Below are 15,843 nucleotides of genomic sequence, written 5' to 3'. Positions count from 1 at the left end.
GGGGCCGCGGCTGTGACGGCAGGGGGTTGGATGGGGCCATGGCTGATCTTCACGAGGTGCTGCGGGTGTTCATCGGGCCGGACGGCCGGGGCGGGAACGCGCTCGGGGTGGTGCGGGACGGGGCGGCGGTGCCGTCGCGGGCGGGGCGGCAGGCGCTCGCGGCCGCACTCGGGTTCAGCGAGACGGTGTTCGTGGACGACGCGGCGGCGGGCACCGTGGACATCTGGACGCCGTCCGTGAGGCTGCCGTTCGCCGGGCATCCGCTGGTCGGGGTGGCGTGGCTGCTGGGGGCGGGGACGCTGCGGCCCGAGGCCGGGACGGTGCGGACCTGGCAGGAGGGCGAGGTGCGGTGGATCCGGGCGCGGCCGGAGTGGGCGGCGGGGCGGCGGACGGTGAGGTACGCGACCGTGGCGGAGGTGGACGCGCTGCCGGTGCCGGATCCTGGCGGGGGCTGGACGTACGCGTGGGCGTGGGCGGACGAGAGCGCGGGCCGGGTGCGGGCGCGGGCGTTCCCGGGGCGCGGGGACGGGATCGCGGAGGACGAGGCGACGGGGGCGGCGGCGCTGGTGCTGACCGGGGAGCTGGGGCGGGGGCTGGACATCCGGCAGGGGGCCGCGTCGCAGATCCTGACCCGGATGAATGAGGACGGGTCGGTCGACCTCGGAGGGCGGGTCGGTCGTACGTAGGCGCCCCTCGCGGCGCGTCCTGGTCAGTTGCGGGCGATCCAGACCGCGTTGAGGTGGGACTGGTAGTAGTACGGCGTCAGCGCGAGCCCCAGGGTCAGCAGCAGTCCGGTGGAACCGGAGGCGATACCGGGGATGCCCGCGCGGCGCTGGGCCTGGGCTATCCGGCAGCCGGTGTTGTAGAGCGAGGCGACGGCGGGGAGGACCACGAGGGCGCCGAAGGTGACGGCGACCACGCACAGGGCCGGGCGGACCTTGATGTCGGGGTCGAAGTCGCGCAGTTCGCGGTTGGCGCGGTAGTACCAGGCGAGCCACGACAGGCCGAGAGTGGCGAACCCGAGCAGCCAGACACCGAGCGGGCTGCGCAGCTCACCGGAGGGGGTGGCCAGGCGGCTTCTCGGGGAGACGGGGTGGACCGCCGCCCGGTAGTGCATGTCGTCGATCATCCTGCCCCCAGGTGAACGTACTCGGTCGAACGCGTCGGCACAGGGCGGATCGCGGCAAGCCTGGTCACGGCTTGCCGCGCCCTGCGTTCGCGGGTGAGAGTCAGGCAAACGTAGCCGCTGGTTCTACGCGTGTCAGCAGGGCTTCCGGCACAGGTTCCGGACAGTTTCGCGGCAGGGGGCACGTTGCCCCGCGCACTGGGGGTGCGGCGGGGCAACGTGTGCGGATCTTATGGCGGTTGAGTGTTCAAGGTGTGCGCTTTGCCCGATCCGTGACGACCTTCGGGGGTCGCTCTCACGCCGGGGTCCTGCGCGCCAGCAGATACGCCTGCGGGCTCTTCTCGATCCCGTCGGACTCCCGCGCCAGCTGGGCCCCGACGGCGAAGCCCGCCTCGCACAGCAGCCCGGCGATCCGGTCCGGCGGGAGCCAGTAGACGTCGAGTGCCAGCTCGTGGCCGTACGCCCGCTCCAGCCGGACCCGCTCGTCGCCGGCCTTGAAGGCGAGCAGCAGCCGGCCGCCGGGGGCCAGCACGCGGTGGAACCCGGCGAACACCTCCGGCAGCAGCTCCGGCGGGGTGTGGAGGACCGAGTACCAGGCGACGATTCCGCCGAGGGTGCCGTCCGCGAGGTCCGGCGCGGTCATCGAGCCCACGTCGAAGCGCAGCCCGGGATGGCGCCGCCGGGCCTGCGCGACCATGCCCGGGGACAGGTCGACACCGAAGACGTTCAGCCCGAGCGCGTCCAGGTGCGCCGTGACGCGGCCGGGGCCGCAGCCCATGTCGCCCACCGGCCCGTTGCCGTCGGCCTGTACGAGTTCGGCGAAGGCGCCGAGCATCGCGCGGTCCAGGGGTCGGCGGGACAGCTCGTCGCGCAGGAGGTCGGCGTAGTCGGCGGCGACGGTGTCGTAGGCCGCCCGGGTGGCGCTCAGGTAGGAAGGTTCGGTCATGGCCGGGGACCGTACCGGCTGCCTCCGACAGCCGGCCGTCTCACGGCCGCGCGGCCGGTACGTCGGCCCGTGCCGGCAGGGTGACCCGTACGGTGAGCCCGGCCCCCGGGGCGGTGTCGACGGCGACGCGGCCGTCGTGCGCGTGCACCACCGCCTCGACGATGGACATGCCCAGACCGCTGCCGCCGGTGGCGCGGGCCCGGTCGGGGTCGGCGCGGAAGAAGCGGTCGAAGACCCGGGCGGCGTCCTCCCCGCGCATGCCGGGTCCGGTGTCGGTGATGCTGAGGACGGCGTCGCCGCGCCCGCGCACCAGGCCGACGGTGACCGGCGATTCGGCGGGGGTGTGGACCCGTACGTTGCTCAGCAGATTGGCGATGACCTGGCGCAGCTTGGCCTCGTCGCCGCGCACCTCGACCGGCCCGTCCCAGCCGGTGCCGTCGTCTCCGGTGGCGTCGCCGTACTCGATCCGGACCGGTCGGCGCGGTTGCTGGGCGCGCAGGTCGGCGACCCCGTCGTCGACGAGCTCGCGCAGATCGACGGCGCGCAGGCGCAGCGCGGGCCGGTGCTCCAGGCGCGCGAGCGCGAGGAGTTCGTCGACGAGGCGGCTCATGCGCTCGGACTCGGCGGAGACGCGCAGCAGGGCGCGATGGCTCTCGTCGGCGTCGAGCATGCACTTCTCGTACAGCTCCAGGTAGCCGCGTACGGTGGCGAGCGGGGTGCGCAGCTCGTGCGAGGCGTCGGCGACGAACTGGCGGAGCCGGGCGGCGGCGTCCTCGCTGGTGAGCAGGGCACGTTCGATCTGGTGGAGCATGGTGTTGAGCGCGACGCTGAGCTGGTCGACCTCCGCGCTGGACTCGGAGGCGGGCGGCACCCGCCGGGACAGGTCGCCGCCGGCGATGGCGGAGGCGGTCTCGACCATGTGCTCCAGGGGCAGCAGGCTGCGCCGCACGGCGCGCAGCGAGCCGAAGGCGAGCAGACCGAGCAGCAGCACCGCCACCACCACCTCGACGAGCAGGAGATGGAAGACCGCCCGCCGTACGCCGCTCAGGCGCAGTCCCTTGACGACCATGCTGCCGTCGTCGAGCCGGGCGACGGCGACCCGGTAGTAGTCCCCGCCGACCCGCACGGTGGCGGCGTCGCCGGAGCGGGCGAGGGCCCGCGGATCAGGGACGGCGCCGGCGAGCCGGGCGCGTTCCCCGGTGACCGGGACGCTGCCGCCCATGCAGACGTCGACCGCCCCGCCCTGCGCGTCGAGGATCACGAAGAGGTCCTGGTCGAAGGCGGTGGCCGCGTCCTGGTCCATGCCGGAGTTCGCGACCAGACCCGTCATCGTGCAGAGCTTGCGCAGGCTGTCGGCGGTGAGCGTGGAGCGTTGCAGCGCCCGCTGCGCGGCCTGCAGGGAGTCGTCGATCTCGCCGACCAGCAGGGTGTACATGCCGACCAGGCCGGCGACCGCGGCCAGCACCAGGCCGGCTGCCAGCAGCGCGCCGTTGGCGAGCGTGATGCGCCCGCGCAGCGTGCGCGGACGCAGACGGTGGAGCCAGGACAGCCGGCACGGGCGCGGCAGGCGCCGCGGGCGCGGCAGGCGCCGCGGGCGCGGCAGGCGCCGCGGGCGCGGCAGGCGGCTCACGCCTGCACCGCCCGCAGGCCGTAGCCGATACCGCGCCGGGTCTCGATCAGCGGCGGCCCCAGGCAGTCGAGTTTGCGCCGCAGATAGCTGATGTAGGTCTCCAGGACGGTGGACTCGACGTCGAAGTCGTAGCTCCACACGTCCTGCAGCAGCTGCTCCTTGGTGACGACCCGTCCGGCGTTGCGCAGCAGCTGCCGCAGCAGGTTGTACTCGGTCGGCGTCAGCTCGACGGGCCGGCCGCCGCGCCGCACCCGGTAGGTGGCCTCGTTCATCTCCAGGTCGCCGTGGCGCAGTACGGGATCGGGGACCGGGTCCCGCCGCCGGGTGCGGCGGAGCACGGCCTGGACGCGGGCGACCACCTCGTCGACGCCGAACGGCTTGGTGATGTAGTCGTCGCCGCCGAGCGCTAGGCCGCCGACGACTTCGCGCGGGGCGTCCCGGGCGGTCACGAAGATGACGGCGATGTCGCCCAGGGTGTCGCGTTCGGCCCGCAGGGTGCGGCAGACCTCCCAGCCGTTGCCGTCGGGCAGCATGACGTCGAGCAGCACCAGGTCGGGGCGGTGCTCGCGGGCGGCGGCCAGGGCCTGCCGGCCGCTGTCGGCGGTGTGCACGGTGTAGCCGTGGAACCTCAGGGTGATCCGGAGGATGTCGGCGATGCTGGGTTGGTCCTCCACGATCAGCACGGTCGCCCCGGCGTCGGCCCGCGCCCCGGCGTCGGCCCGCGTCCCGGTGCTCTCCGTGCTCTCCGTGCTCTCCGTGCCGTCCGCGCTGTCCATGGCCCCAGTATCGACCCCGGTACGGGTGCTCCCGGAGCCCGCGAACTTTGGAGTTCCTTGAGAGATCCCTCAGTGGCTTGGCACCGCCCCGCCCGGCCACGGAGGCTGGTGAGGAACCTCGGACATCCCTGATCTACGAAGGAGCTGTGGCTGTGGCCACTCTGGCGCGCTGGTGCTTCCGGCACAAATGGTTGGTGGTGCTGATCTGGGTCGCGGCCCTGGTGGGAGTGGGGGCCGCGAGCAACTCCCTGGGCAGCAACTACGCCAACGTCTTCCAGCTGCCGGGCACCGAGTCCGCCAAGGTGCTGAGCCTGATGGACAAGGCGTTCCCGAAGAGTTCGGGCGAGGCCGACAGCATCGTCTGGCACACCGGCAGCGGTTCGGTGCGGGACGCGGCGGTCGAGCGGAGGATGAAGGCGGCGCTGGCGAAGGTCTCCGCGCTCCCCGACGTCGGTTCGGTCGCGAGCCCGTACGCCGCCGGAGGCGCGGCGCGGATCAGCGAGGACGGCAGCACCGCGTACGCGACCGTCACCTGGACCAAGCTCGGCAACGAGCTGACGGTCGAGCAGGTGCAGAAGTTCATCGACACCGCCCGGGCGCCCGGCGGGAGCGGGCTGGAGGTGGAGGTCGGCGGTCAGGCGGTGCAGCGCGCCGAGCAGCCGCCGATGGGCCTGAGCGAGCTGGTGGGCATCGCCGCCGCCGCCGTGGTGCTCTATCTCGCCTTCGGTTCGCTCTTCGGCATGCTGCTGCCGATCCTCACCGCGATCTTCGGTGTCGGTACGTCGGTGTCGGCGATCGTGGTCCTCAGCCACGGCATGGACCTGGCGGAGATATCGCCGACGCTGGCCTCGCTGGTCGGTCTCGGCGTGGGCATCGACTACGCCCTGTTCATCGTCACCCGGCACCGCAAGGGCCTCACCCGGGGCCTGTCCCCGGAGGAGGCGGCCGTCAAGGCGGTCGACACCTCGGGCCGGGCGGTGCTGTTCGCGGGCGGCACGGTGTGCATCGCGCTGCTGGGCATGTTCGCGGTGGGTCTGAGCTTCCTCAACGGCCTGGCCATCGCCTCGGCGCTGACGGTCGTCATCACGGTGGCGGCCGCCGTCACCCTGCTGCCCGCCATGCTGGGCATCCTGGGCATCCGGGTGCTCAGCCGCCGTCAGCGGCGCCGGCTGGCCGAACAGGGCCCGGAGAGCGAGGAGTCGGTCGGCACCGCCGCCCGCTGGTCGGCCTTCGTCCAGCGGCACCCCCGAGTGCTGGCGGTGGTCGCGGTGGTGGTGATGGCCGCGCTGGCCGTGCCGACCCTCTCGCTGCGGCTCGGCTCCTCCGACCAGGGCAACAACCAGGCCTCCACGTCCACCCGCAAGGCGTACGACCTGCTCGCCGACGGTTTCGGGCCCGGCTTCAACGGCCCGCTGACGATCCTGGCCGAGGTCCCGGGCGGCAGTGGCGACCTGAAGGCCCTGGACGGCCTGGTGGCCGACCTGCGCACGGTCAAGGGTGTGGCCGCCGTCAGCGCGGTGCCGGTCCAGAAGGGCGCCACGGTGGCGGTGGTACAGGTGGTGCCGTCCAGTTCGCCGCAGGCGGTGGGCACGGACGACCTCATCGACACGCTGCGCGGCGAGGTGATCCCGGCTGCCGAGAAGGGCAGCACCATGCGGGCGTACGTCGGCGGACAGACCGCGATCTTCAAGGACTTCGCGCATGTGATCATGGGCAAGCTGCCGCTGTTCATCGGCGTGATCATCGCGCTCGGCTTCGTGCTCCTGCTGCTGGCCTTCCGCAGTCTCGTGGTGCCGCTGACGGCGGCCGCGATGAACCTGGTCGCGGCGGCCGCCGCCTTCGGGGTCCTGGTCGCGGTCTTCCAGTGGGGCTGGGGCGGTGATCTGCTCAGCGCCGGGCGGGCCGGTCCGATCGACTCGTTCATTCCGGTGATCATGCTGTCGCTGCTCTTCGGGCTCTCGATGGACTACCAGGTCTTCCTGGTCAGCCGGATGCACGAGGAGTGGGTGCACACCAGGGACAACGCGCGGGCGGTGCGGGTCGGCCTCGCCGAGACCAGCCGGGTCATCAACTCGGCGGCCGTCATCATGATCTGCGTCTTCGGCGCCTTCGTGCTGATGGGGCAGCGCACCACCGCGATGTTCGGTATCGGGCTGGCGGGCGCGGTGGCGCTCGACGCCTTCATCCTGCGGACGGTCATGGTGCCGGCCCTGATGCACCTGTTCGGCAGCTCCAACTGGTGGCTCCCGGCCTGGCTGGAGAAGCGGCTGCCGCATCTGGCGGTCGAGCCGGCCGACGAGGAGCCGGCGCCCGCTCCGAAGGAGCCCGTACTGAGCCGCGACTGACCCCGGGTCACCGGCTCCGGCATTCCCCCAAGGCCCCGTTCCGCTCCTGCGGAACGGGGCCTTGAACATGTTCAAAAACAGGTCTAGTGTCAGTGCCGTCAGGGTTTTGAACACGTTCAACTCTTCGTGTCAGAGGCGGATCCATGGACCTCACGGTCGTCACATACGTCATCTACCTGGTCATCAGTGTCGGACTCACCGTCTGGGTGGCCCGCACCCTGAGCCAGAGCGGCAAGGTCTTCCTCGCCGACGTCATGCACGGGAACGAGAAGCTCGCCGATGCCGTCAACCACCTGCTGGTGGTCGGCTTCTACCTGGTCAACCTGGGCTTCGTCGCCCTGTACCTGAAGTCGGCGGACGCCGTCGAGGACGCCCGCGGCCTCTTCGAGGAACTGTCGGTCAAGATCGGTGTCGTCCTGCTCGTCCTGGGCGTCATGCACCTGGGCAACGTCTACGTCCTCAACAAGATCCGCCGCCGCGGCTTCATGGACCGCGAGCAGACCCCGCCGGTCGCGCCCCAGGGCTGGACCCCGCCCGCCCAGCCGGCCCGATGACCACCCCTGTCACCCCGGCGACCACCCCGGCGGCCGTCACCGGACTGACGGTCCTCTACGACCCCGACTGCTCGCTCTGCGTCTTCGTACGGGGCTGGCTCGCCCGGCAGCGCCGGCTCGTACCGCTCACGCTGCTCCCGATGGGGTCGCCGGAGGCCCGCGCCCGGTTCCCGGAGCTGGACCACACGGCGACCCGGGCCGAGATCACCGTGGTCGGGGACGCCGGCCAGGTCTATCGGGGCGAGGCGGCCTGGCTGGTCTGCCTGTGGGCGCTGGCCGAGTACCGGCCGCTCTCCCACCGGCTGGCCGGCCGGGCCGGCGCCCCGCTGGCCCGGGCGGCGGTCCTCACGGCCGCGAAGTACCGGGCACGGCAGTGGCAGCCGCCGCGCCCGCAGCAGTGGCCCGAGCCCCGGCCCGGCTGGCGCTACGGCCCCGGCGGCTGGACCTGGACCGAGCCGCAGGCCTGCGCCGACGGCTGCCGGACACCCGGTTAGGCTCACCGACGTGGAAGACGCGACGCCGGCCAAGGCCCCCAAGAGCGAGCAGACGCGTGCCCTGATCCTCGAAACCGCCCTGCGGCTGTTCGAGGAACGCGGCTACGACAAGACGACGATGCGCGCCATCGCCCGCGAGGCCGGGGTCTCGGTCGGCAACGCGTACTACTACTTCGCCGGCAAGGAACACCTCGTCCAGGGCTTCTACGACCGGCTCGCCGCCGAGCACGAGGCGGCCGTGCAGCACGTCCTCGACAGCCGCGAACGGGATCTGGCCGTCCGGCTGCACGCGGTCATGGACGGCTGGCTCGACGTCGCCGAGCCGTACCGCCGGTTCGCCGCCCAGTTCTTCAAGAACGCCGCCGACCCCGAGAGCCCGCTCAGCCCCTTCTCGCCCGACTCGCACCACGCCCGCGACGCCGCCATCTCCGTCCACCAGCGGGTACTGAGCGGCTCCGGCGTCCGGACCGACCCCGAACTCGCCGAGGTCCTGCCGGAGTTGATGTGGCTCTACCAGATGGGTGTGGTGCTCTTCTGGGTCTACGACCGCTCCCCCGGCTCCGAACGCACCCGCCGCCTGATCGCCCGCACCACGCCCCTGGTGGCCCGGCTGGCCGCACTCTCCCGCTACCGGGTCCTGCGGCCCATCGCCCGGGAGATCCGCGCGTCGGTGGACGAGTTCCTCATGTTCCGCGGACCGGCGGACCCGGACGGCACCACGGACCGCAAGGCGGACGGCACGGCGGCCCCGGACGGACCGGCGGACGGACCGGCGGACGGCACGACGGGCCCGGAGCGGCTCACGCCCTGAGCGAGTCCAGCGTCACGATCGTGATGTCCGAGGGCGCCCCGACCCGCACCGGGGGACCCCAGGCGCCGGCGCCCCGGGTCACGTACAACTGGGTGTCGCCGTACCGTTCCAGGCCCGCGACGGTCGGGTTCGCCAGCTCGGCGAGGTAGTTGCCGGGCCACAGCTGCCCGCCGTGGGTGTGGCCGGACAGCTGGAGGTCGACACCGTGCCTGACCGCCTCGTGGATCATCACCGGCTGGTGCGCGAGCAGTACGGCGGCCCGGCCGCGGTCACGGTCGTCCAGCGCCTTGCCGTAGTCCGGGGCCGCGTTGTGGCTCGCGCCGCTGATGTCGTTGACCCCGGCGAGGTCGAAGCCGGCGGCGATCTCGACCCGGGCGTTCTCCAGCGGGTGCACGCCCAGTTCCCGGACGAAGTCCACCCACGGCCGCGCGCCCGAGAAGTACTCATGGTTGCCCGTGACGAAGTAGCTTCCGTCCCTGGCGCTGAGCCGCGCCAGCGGTTCGGCCGCCGGGCCCAGGTCCGGCACACTGCCGTCCACCAGGTCGCCGACGATCGCCACCAGGTCGGGGCGGGCCCCGTTGATCGTGTCGACGATCCGCTGGGTGTGCGCCCGTCCCAGGATCGGCCCCAGGTGGATGTCGCTCACCACCGCGATCCGGTAACCGTCCGCCCCGGCGGGCAGCTTGGCCAGCGGCACCCGGACGTACTTCAGCCGCGGCCCGCGCAGCACGCCGTACGTTCCGTGGCCGACAGTGGCCGTCGCCGCCACGGCGGCGCCGACCGCGACCGTACGGGCCACGAAGAGCCGCCGCGACGGCCCGTCGGGAACCGGCTCGGGACGGGACTCGGTACGGGGCTCGGGACGGGGCTCGGGCGGTCCACCGACGGGCACCGGCACCGGCGCGGCCTCGGTGGCCGCGCCGCGCAACGCCCGCCGCAGCAGCGGCCGTACGGCCTCGCCCACCAGCAGGGCCAGCGTCAGATAGAGCAGCACCGCCAGCCACAGATACCCCGGCCAGGCCAGCACGCGTTCCGCCGCGATCGGCAGGAGCCGCCCGCCGACGAGGGCGCCCAGGCTCAGCAGCGGCAGGACGACGGCCAGGACCGTACCGGTACGCCGCCATGCCCCGCGCGGCGCCGACACATCACGGACCAGCCGTTTCCACAGGTACCCGTGGACGGCGCCGAAGAGCACCAGGACGACGGGGAGGATCACGAGGATCACGCGGCGGCCTCGCCGCGCAGCGCGCGCAGGCCGCGGAACCCGAGCACGCCGATGGCCGTCCCGAGGAGGAACGAGACGACGGCCAGGGTGAGATGGACCCAGAAGTAGGCCGTGGGCGCGCCGTGGTCACCGTGCGCGAAGGCCAGCCCGCTCGCGTCCTTCCAGAGGTTCTTCACGAACGTCGTCCACACCACCCAGCTCCACACGCCGAAGGCGACAAGGAACCAGGACACACGGCGGCTGAGCTTCATGGCTCCAGTATGAGCGGGCCTGTCACCAAGACCGCCGCTGGGGGCGGAAGGTTGCGTTCTACGGGCATTTCACGGACGTGGGACTCCTCACGGCGCGGATCCACCCCCGCACCTGCCGCATTCTCAGGCTGGCCCTGTACGTTCTCCTGCGTGCCCAAGCCTTTTCGCGCCGCGCGCCGTCCTGCCCTGGCCCTGTCCGCCCTCGCGCTCGCCTGCGGCACCGCGTTGACCACGGCCCCGGCCGCGTACGCGAAGGCGTCGCCGACCCCGACTCCCCCGGCGGACATGTCGACCGTCGGCGGCGAACTGCTCGGCAGAGCCGGCACCCAGGTCGGCCTGCGCACCGGCGCACCGGCACTGCCGAAGAAGATCTCGGCCCGCTCGTGGATCATCTCCGACGCCGAGAGCGGTGAGGTGCTGGCCGCGCACAACGCGCACTGGCGGCTCGCCCCCGCCAGCACGCTGAAGATGCTCTTCGCCGACACCCTGCTCCCGAAGTTCGGCAAGACCGAGACCCACAAGGCCGTCAACTCCGACTTCGACGGAATAGGGGCCGGCAGCAGCCTCGTCGGTGTCAAGGAGGGCCTCACCTACACCGTCCGCGACCTCTGGCTCGGGGTGTTCCTGCGCTCCGGCAACGACGCCGTCCACGTCCTGTCCGCCATGAACGGCGGCGTCGACGAGACCGTCCAGGAGATGCAGCGCAAGGCCGAGGATCTGCAGGCCGGCGACACCACCGTCATCTCCCCCGACGGTTACGACATGCCGGGCCAGAAGTCCTCCGCGTACGACCTCTCGCTCTTCGCCCGCTCCGGCCTGCAGAACGCCGACTTCCGCGAGTACTGCTCCACCGTGCGCTACGACTTCCCCGGCGAGTGGAAGAAGTCCAAGAAGGGCAAGAAGAAGACCCGTTCCACCTTCGAGATACAGAACACCGACCGCCTGCTGGCCGGCGACTACGACATCGACGCCTACCCGGGCCTGGCCGGCGTCAAGAACGGCTACACCACCAAGGCCGGCAACACCTTCACGGGCGTCGCGCAACGCGGCGACCGCACCCTGCTGGTGACCGTGATGCACCCCGCCTCCGGCCACGACAAGGTCTACAAGGAGGCCGCCGCCCTGCTGGACTGGGGTTTCAAGGCCGCTGGCAATGTCACCCCCGTCGGGACCCTGGTGCCCCCGAAGTCCGCCCAGGCCTCCGCGTCGGCGGCCGCCTCCGCCGCCTCCGCCTCGGCGGCCGCGGCCTCGGCCTCCGCGCGCCCGGCCGCCGCCTCCGCCACCACCGGTTCCGGCACGGGCGGGCTGTGGACGGCCCTGGCCGTCGCGGGCGGGGCGCTGGTCGCCGTCGCGGGCGTGGCCTTCCTGGTCAGGCGGCGCTGGCCCCTTCCCCGGCACTGACCGACCGGCCCCCTCCGGTCCCCGCGTCCCGGCCCCGGCGCCGCTCGCGGGTCTGCTCGTACGCCTGGATGCCGTCGACGTGCTGGGTGGCCGTCCAGGAGGCGCAGTACAGCATCAGCTTGGCGATGAAGTTGATCCACAGCAGCAGCGCGACAGGGACGCCGAAGGCGCCGTACATGCTCTTGGTGGCGACGCCCTGCAGATAGCCGCTGAGCAGGACCTTCAGCAGCTCGAAGCCGACGGCGCCGATGAGCCCGGCCAGCAGCAGTGCCCGGCGGGCGGGGGTGACGCGGGGCAGCCAGGTCAGCAGATACGTGATGAGGACGAAGTCGACGACGACGGCGATGCCGACGCCGACCATGCCGAGGAAGAAGCGCCCGGGACCGTGCTCGTCGAGGCCGATCCGGTCGGCGGCCCAGCCGACCGTGGAGGTCGCGAACGCCGAGCAGGCGACGGAGACCAGGGCCACGGCGCCCAGGCCGAGCAGCACCCCGGCGTCGGCGAGCCTGCGCAGGACGGGGTTGCCCGGGTCCTCCTCCTTCTCCCAGACGACGCGCAGGCACTCGCGCAGCGAGCCGACCCAGCCGATACCGGTGAGCAGCAGCAGAATGCCGGCGATGAGGCCGACGGTGCCGGCGTTGGCGACCAGGCCCTCGATGTTGAGCTGGTCGGCGATGCCGGGGACCTGCTGACTGAGCTTGTCCTCCAGGCTCTTGAGCTGGGACGGGGTCAGCAGCGCGGCGCCGACCGCCGCCCCCACGGTCAGGAGCGGGAAGAGCGCCACAAAGCTGGTGAAGGTGACGGCGGCGGCCAGCCGCGTCCAGTGCACCGCGTCCAGGTGCTCATAGGCGCGCCAGGCGTGGGTGCGCATCAGCCGGGTCGCCCAGGGTCCGATCACCGGAAGCCGCGTCAGCCAGTCCATGCGTCACGCATACCCTCCGTCACGCAGGGCACTCCGCTGCGGCGACCGTGTCGGCTCACCGGGCCGGCTCACCCGCCCTGAAGAACCAGCCTGCTCACATGGGCGGCGCGGCGGCGGCGTCCAGGGCGCCCTGCTGGTGCGGGACGACCGTGCGCGGGCCGGCCGAGGGGCCGACGGAGCCGAAGGGGAAGTCCCGCAGCTTGCGCCAGACGCCCGCGGCGTCCTGCTCGTGGAGGGCGAAGCCGGACGCGGTCCAGGTGGCGGTGAAGTCGGCGAGCTCCCGCTGCGCGGTGTCCATTGCGTCCTCGGCGATGCCGTGGGCGACGGTGACGTGCGGGTGGTAGGGGAACTGCAGTTCACGGCGGACCGGGCCGGAGCGGACCTTCTCCTGGAGCCGGGCGCACTCGCGGGTGCCCTCGGCCAGCCGTACGTAGACCACCGGGGAGAGCGGCCGGAAGCTGGCGGTGCCCTCCAGGCTCATCCGGAAGTCCCGGAAGGAGGCGGCGACGGCGACCAGGTGCTCGCGGAAGGCGGGCAGGTTGTCGACTTCGACCTCGGTGGGGGGCAGCAGCGTCACATGGGTGGGGATGCAGTGGGCCTGTGTGTCGCCGAAGCCGGCGCGCCGCTGCTGGAGCAGGCTGCCATAGGGCTCCGGGACCGCGATCGACACTCCGATCGTGCGATACCCCATGCGCTCAACCCCTTTCCCTCTTCCCTCGCTCCTGCGGCCTCGCGGCCCCGATCGGCGGCTCCTCGGCCGCCGGGCCGCCCGATGCAAGTGTGACGCCCGCGCACCCCCGAGCGCGAGCGTCGTACGTCACACCCTGCCGGGACGTTGGTCCCTCAGTGCTTCGCGGGCAGGAAACCGATCCTGTCGTAGGCCGCCGCCAGGGTCTCGGCGGCCACGGCCCGGGCCTTCTCCGCGCCCTTGGCCAGGACGGAGTCCAACGTCTCGGGATCGCCGAGGTACTCCTCGGTGCGCTCCCGGAAGGGCGTGACCCACTCCACGAAGACCTCGGCGAGGTCGGTCTTGAGCGCACCGTAGCCCTTGCCCTCGTACCGCTGCTCCAGTTCGGCGATTCCGGTACCGGTGAGGGTGGAGTAGATGGTCAGCAGGTTGCTGACGCCGGGCTTGCCCTTCTCGTCGAAGCGGATCTCGGTCTCGGTGTCGGTGACCGCGCTCCTGATCTTCTTCGCGGAGGACTTCGGCTCGTCGAGCAGGTTGATCAGGCCCTTGGGGGAGGCCGCCGACTTGCTCATCTTGGCCAGCGGCTCCTGCAGGTCGTAGATCTTCGCCGTCTCCTTGACGATGTACGGGGCCGGGATGGTGAAGGTCTCGCCGAAGCGGCCGTTGAAGCGCTCGGCGAGGTCGCGGGTCAGCTCGATGTGCTGGCGCTGGTCCTCGCCGACGGGGACGGCGTTCGCCTGGTAGAGCAGGATGTCGGCGACCTGGAGGACCGGATACGTGAAGAGGCCGACCGTCGCCCGGTCCGAGCCCTGCTTGGCCGACTTGTCCTTGAACTGCGTCATCCGGGACGCCTCGCCGAAGCCGGTGATGCAGTTCATCACCCAGCCGAGCTGGGCGTGTTCCGGGACATGGCTCTGCACGAACAGCGTGCAGCGGTCCGGGTCGAGCCCGGCGGCGAGGAGCTGGGCGGCGGCGAGCCTGGTGTTGGCGCGCAGCTCGGCCGGATCCTGCGGGACGGTGATCGCGTGCAGGTCCACGACCATGTAGAACGCGTCATGGGATTCCTGCAGCGCCACCCACTGCCGAACCGCGCCCAGGTAGTTCCCGAGGTGGAAGGAACCTGCGGTGGGCTGGATGCCGGAGAGGACACGGGGACGATCGAAGGCCATGGCACCGATTGTCTCAGGTCCCGGGTGCTGTTCCGGCATCCCTCACCGCCGGTTTCAGCTCAGGTCGATGCCCGGGTAGAGCGGGAATCCGGCCAGCAGGTCGGCGGCGCGCTTGGCGACCTGCTCGGCGATGGCCGGGTCCAGGACGTGCTGGGCCTTGGAGGGCCTGCCGCTGGCGGCGGTGGCGGCCTGCGTGTTGCGCAGGACGGTGTCGATCAGGCCGGCGATCTCGTCCATCTCGGCCGTGCCGAGGCCGCGGGTGGTCAGCGCCGGGGTGCCGATGCGGATGCCGGAGGTGTACCAGGCGCCGTTGGGGTCCTGGGGGACGGAGTTGCGGTTGGTGACGATGCCCGAGTCGAGCAGCGCGGTCTCGGCCTGCCGGCCGGTCAGCCCGTAGGCGGCGCCGACGTCGGCCAGCACCAGGTGGTTGTCGGTGCCGCCGGTGACCAGGGTGGCGCCCCGGCGCAGCAGGCCCTCGGCGAGGGCGTTCGCGTTGGCGACGATACGGCGGGCGTAGTCCTGGAAGTCGGGCCGGCGGGCCTCGGCCAGGGCGACGGCCTTGGCGGCCATGACGTGCGGCAGCGGGCCGCCGAGCACCATCGGGCAGCCGCGGTCGACGTGCTCGGCCAGTTCCTCCTGGCACAGTACGAGGCCGCCGCGGGGGCCGCGCAGTGACTTGTGGGTGGTGCTGGTGACGATCTGCGCGTGCGGCACGGGGTCGAAGTCGCCGGTGAGGACCTTGCCGGCGACCAGGCCGGCGAAGTGCGCCATGTCGACCATCAGGGTCGCGCCGACCTCGTCGGCGATCTCGCGCATGACGCGGAAGTTCACCAGTCGGGGGTAGGCCGAGTAGCCGGCCACGAGGATCAGCGGGCGGAACTCGCGGGCCTGCGCGCGCAGCGCGTCGTAGTCGATGAGACCGGTCCGCGGGTCTGTGCCGTAGCTGCGCTGGTCGAACATCTTGCCGGAGATGTTGGGCCGGAAGCCGTGGGTGAGGTGGCCGCCCGCGTCCAGGGACATGCCGAGCATCCGCTGGTTGTTGAACGCGGCCCGCAGCTCGGCCCAGTCCTTCTCGCTCAGCTCGTTGACCTGCCGCACCTCGGCCCGCTTCAGGGCCGGGCTCTCCACCCGCTGGGACAGCACGGCCCAGAAGGCCACCAGGTTGGCGTCGATGCCCGAGTGGGGCTGTACGTAGGCGTGCTCGGCGCCGAAGAGGGCGCGGGCGTGCTCGGCGGCGAGTGACTCGACGGTGTCGACGTTGCGGCAGCCGGCGTAGAAGCGGCGGCCGACGGTGCCCTCGGCGTACTTGTCGCTGAACCAGTTGCCCATGGCGAGCAGGGTCGCCGGGGAGGCGTAGTTCTCGCTGGCGATCAGCTTCAGGGAGGCGCGCTGGTCCTCGATCTCCTGGCCGATGGCGTCGGCGACCCGGGGTTCGACGGCACGGATCACGTCGAGCGCGGACCGGTAGGCGACGGTCTCGTTGGTGGGCACGTTGCTGGGCATGG

16 protein-coding genes are annotated in these 15,843 nt (G+C 72.2%); 6 read left to right on the top strand and 10 right to left on the bottom strand.

All coding sequences use genetic code 11. From position 1 onward, the window contains the following. Positions 1–38 precede the first annotated feature (38 nt). Positions 39–686, top strand: a complete 648-nt coding sequence (locus tag RWE79_RS24075; protein WP_475942131.1) for a PhzF family phenazine biosynthesis protein — start codon at positions 39–41, stop codon at positions 684–686. A gap of 23 nt (positions 687–709) precedes the next feature. On the opposite strand, the gene RWE79_RS24070 is transcribed toward RWE79_RS24075, so the two are convergent. The 4 genes from RWE79_RS24070 to RWE79_RS24055 form a co-directional block, all read right to left on the bottom strand. Further along, on the bottom strand, positions 710–1,129 hold the full coding sequence (locus RWE79_RS24070; RefSeq protein ID WP_475942130.1) for a hypothetical protein: 420 nt from the start codon (positions 1,127–1,129) through the stop codon (positions 710–712). A gap of 292 nt (positions 1,130–1,421) precedes the next feature. Beyond that, entirely contained in the window at positions 1,422–2,072 is a 651-nt protein-coding gene (locus tag RWE79_RS24065) for a class I SAM-dependent DNA methyltransferase (RefSeq protein WP_475942129.1), read from the bottom strand. A gap of 40 nt (positions 2,073–2,112) precedes the next feature. Beyond that, positions 2,113–3,702 carry a sensor histidine kinase gene (locus tag RWE79_RS24060; RefSeq protein ID WP_475942128.1) on the bottom strand — a complete coding sequence of 530 codons (1,590 nt, stop codon included), beginning with the start codon at positions 3,700–3,702 and terminating at the stop codon, positions 2,113–2,115. Continuing rightward, the gene (locus tag RWE79_RS24055) at positions 3,699–4,379 is read right to left on the bottom strand and encodes a response regulator transcription factor (RefSeq protein ID WP_475946056.1); all 681 of its coding nucleotides are present in this window, start codon (positions 4,377–4,379) and stop codon (positions 3,699–3,701) included. The genes RWE79_RS24060 and RWE79_RS24055 overlap by 4 nt, the downstream gene beginning before the upstream one ends. A gap of 251 nt (positions 4,380–4,630) precedes the next feature. Here RWE79_RS24055 and RWE79_RS24050 point away from each other — a divergent pair, with 251 nt between their 5' ends. From RWE79_RS24050 to RWE79_RS24035, 4 genes are all read left to right on the top strand, one after another. Beyond that, the gene (locus RWE79_RS24050) at positions 4,631–6,823 is read left to right on the top strand and encodes an MMPL family transporter (protein WP_475942127.1); all 2,193 of its coding nucleotides are present in this window, start codon (positions 4,631–4,633) and stop codon (positions 6,821–6,823) included. 143 nt (positions 6,824–6,966) lie between these two features. Then, positions 6,967–7,377: a hypothetical protein gene (locus RWE79_RS24045; RefSeq protein WP_475942126.1), complete on the top strand. Its 411-nt coding sequence runs from the start codon at positions 6,967–6,969 to the stop codon at positions 7,375–7,377. Beyond that, positions 7,374–7,871 carry a thiol-disulfide oxidoreductase DCC family protein gene (locus RWE79_RS24040; protein WP_475942125.1) on the top strand — a complete coding sequence of 166 codons (498 nt, stop codon included), beginning with the start codon at positions 7,374–7,376 and terminating at the stop codon, positions 7,869–7,871. Before RWE79_RS24045 ends, RWE79_RS24040 begins: the two co-directional genes overlap by 4 nt. Positions 7,872–7,881: 10 nt before the next feature. Then, positions 7,882–8,682, top strand: coding sequence for a TetR/AcrR family transcriptional regulator (locus tag RWE79_RS24035; protein WP_475942124.1), 801 nt, complete (start codon positions 7,882–7,884; stop codon positions 8,680–8,682). On the opposite strand, the gene RWE79_RS24030 is transcribed toward RWE79_RS24035, so the two are convergent. Further along, on the bottom strand, positions 8,672–9,907 hold the full coding sequence (locus tag RWE79_RS24030; protein ID WP_475942123.1) for a metallophosphoesterase: 1,236 nt from the start codon (positions 9,905–9,907) through the stop codon (positions 8,672–8,674). The genes RWE79_RS24035 and RWE79_RS24030 overlap by 11 nt on opposite strands. After that, the gene (locus RWE79_RS24025) at positions 9,904–10,158 is read right to left on the bottom strand and encodes an SCO4848 family membrane protein (protein ID WP_475942122.1); all 255 of its coding nucleotides are present in this window, start codon (positions 10,156–10,158) and stop codon (positions 9,904–9,906) included. Before RWE79_RS24025 ends, RWE79_RS24030 begins: the two co-directional genes overlap by 4 nt. Before the next feature lie 150 nt (positions 10,159–10,308). Here RWE79_RS24025 and RWE79_RS24020 point away from each other — a divergent pair, with 150 nt between their 5' ends. Continuing rightward, positions 10,309–11,559 (top strand): D-alanyl-D-alanine carboxypeptidase family protein, encoded by a 1,251-nt coding sequence (locus RWE79_RS24020; protein ID WP_475942121.1) that lies wholly within the window; start codon positions 10,309–10,311, stop codon positions 11,557–11,559. Here the strand turns inward: RWE79_RS24020 and RWE79_RS24015 are convergent. The 4 genes from RWE79_RS24015 to RWE79_RS24000 all read right to left on the bottom strand — a co-directional run bounded on the left by RWE79_RS24015 (position 11,528) and on the right by RWE79_RS24000 (position 15,841). Beyond that, entirely contained in the window at positions 11,528–12,481 is a 954-nt protein-coding gene (locus tag RWE79_RS24015; RefSeq protein ID WP_475942120.1) for a YihY/virulence factor BrkB family protein, read from the bottom strand. The genes RWE79_RS24020 and RWE79_RS24015 overlap by 32 nt on opposite strands. 94 nt (positions 12,482–12,575) lie before the next feature. Beyond that, the gene (locus RWE79_RS24010) at positions 12,576–13,172 is read right to left on the bottom strand and encodes a 2'-5' RNA ligase family protein (protein ID WP_475942119.1); all 597 of its coding nucleotides are present in this window, start codon (positions 13,170–13,172) and stop codon (positions 12,576–12,578) included. A gap of 152 nt (positions 13,173–13,324) precedes the next feature. Then, the gene (trpS, locus tag RWE79_RS24005; protein WP_475942118.1) at positions 13,325–14,338 is read right to left on the bottom strand and encodes a tryptophan--tRNA ligase; all 1,014 of its coding nucleotides are present in this window, start codon (positions 14,336–14,338) and stop codon (positions 13,325–13,327) included. Positions 14,339–14,392: 54 nt separating this feature from the next. Further along, on the bottom strand, positions 14,393–15,841 hold the full coding sequence (locus RWE79_RS24000; protein ID WP_475942117.1) for a glycine hydroxymethyltransferase: 1,449 nt from the start codon (positions 15,839–15,841) through the stop codon (positions 14,393–14,395). Positions 15,842–15,843 lie beyond the last annotated feature (2 nt).

It is taken from the genome of Streptomyces sp. RLA131 (assembly GCF_056270125.1).
The sequence above is the reverse complement of the archived record's forward strand: the minus strand, read 5'-3'. Positions and strand labels throughout refer to the sequence as shown.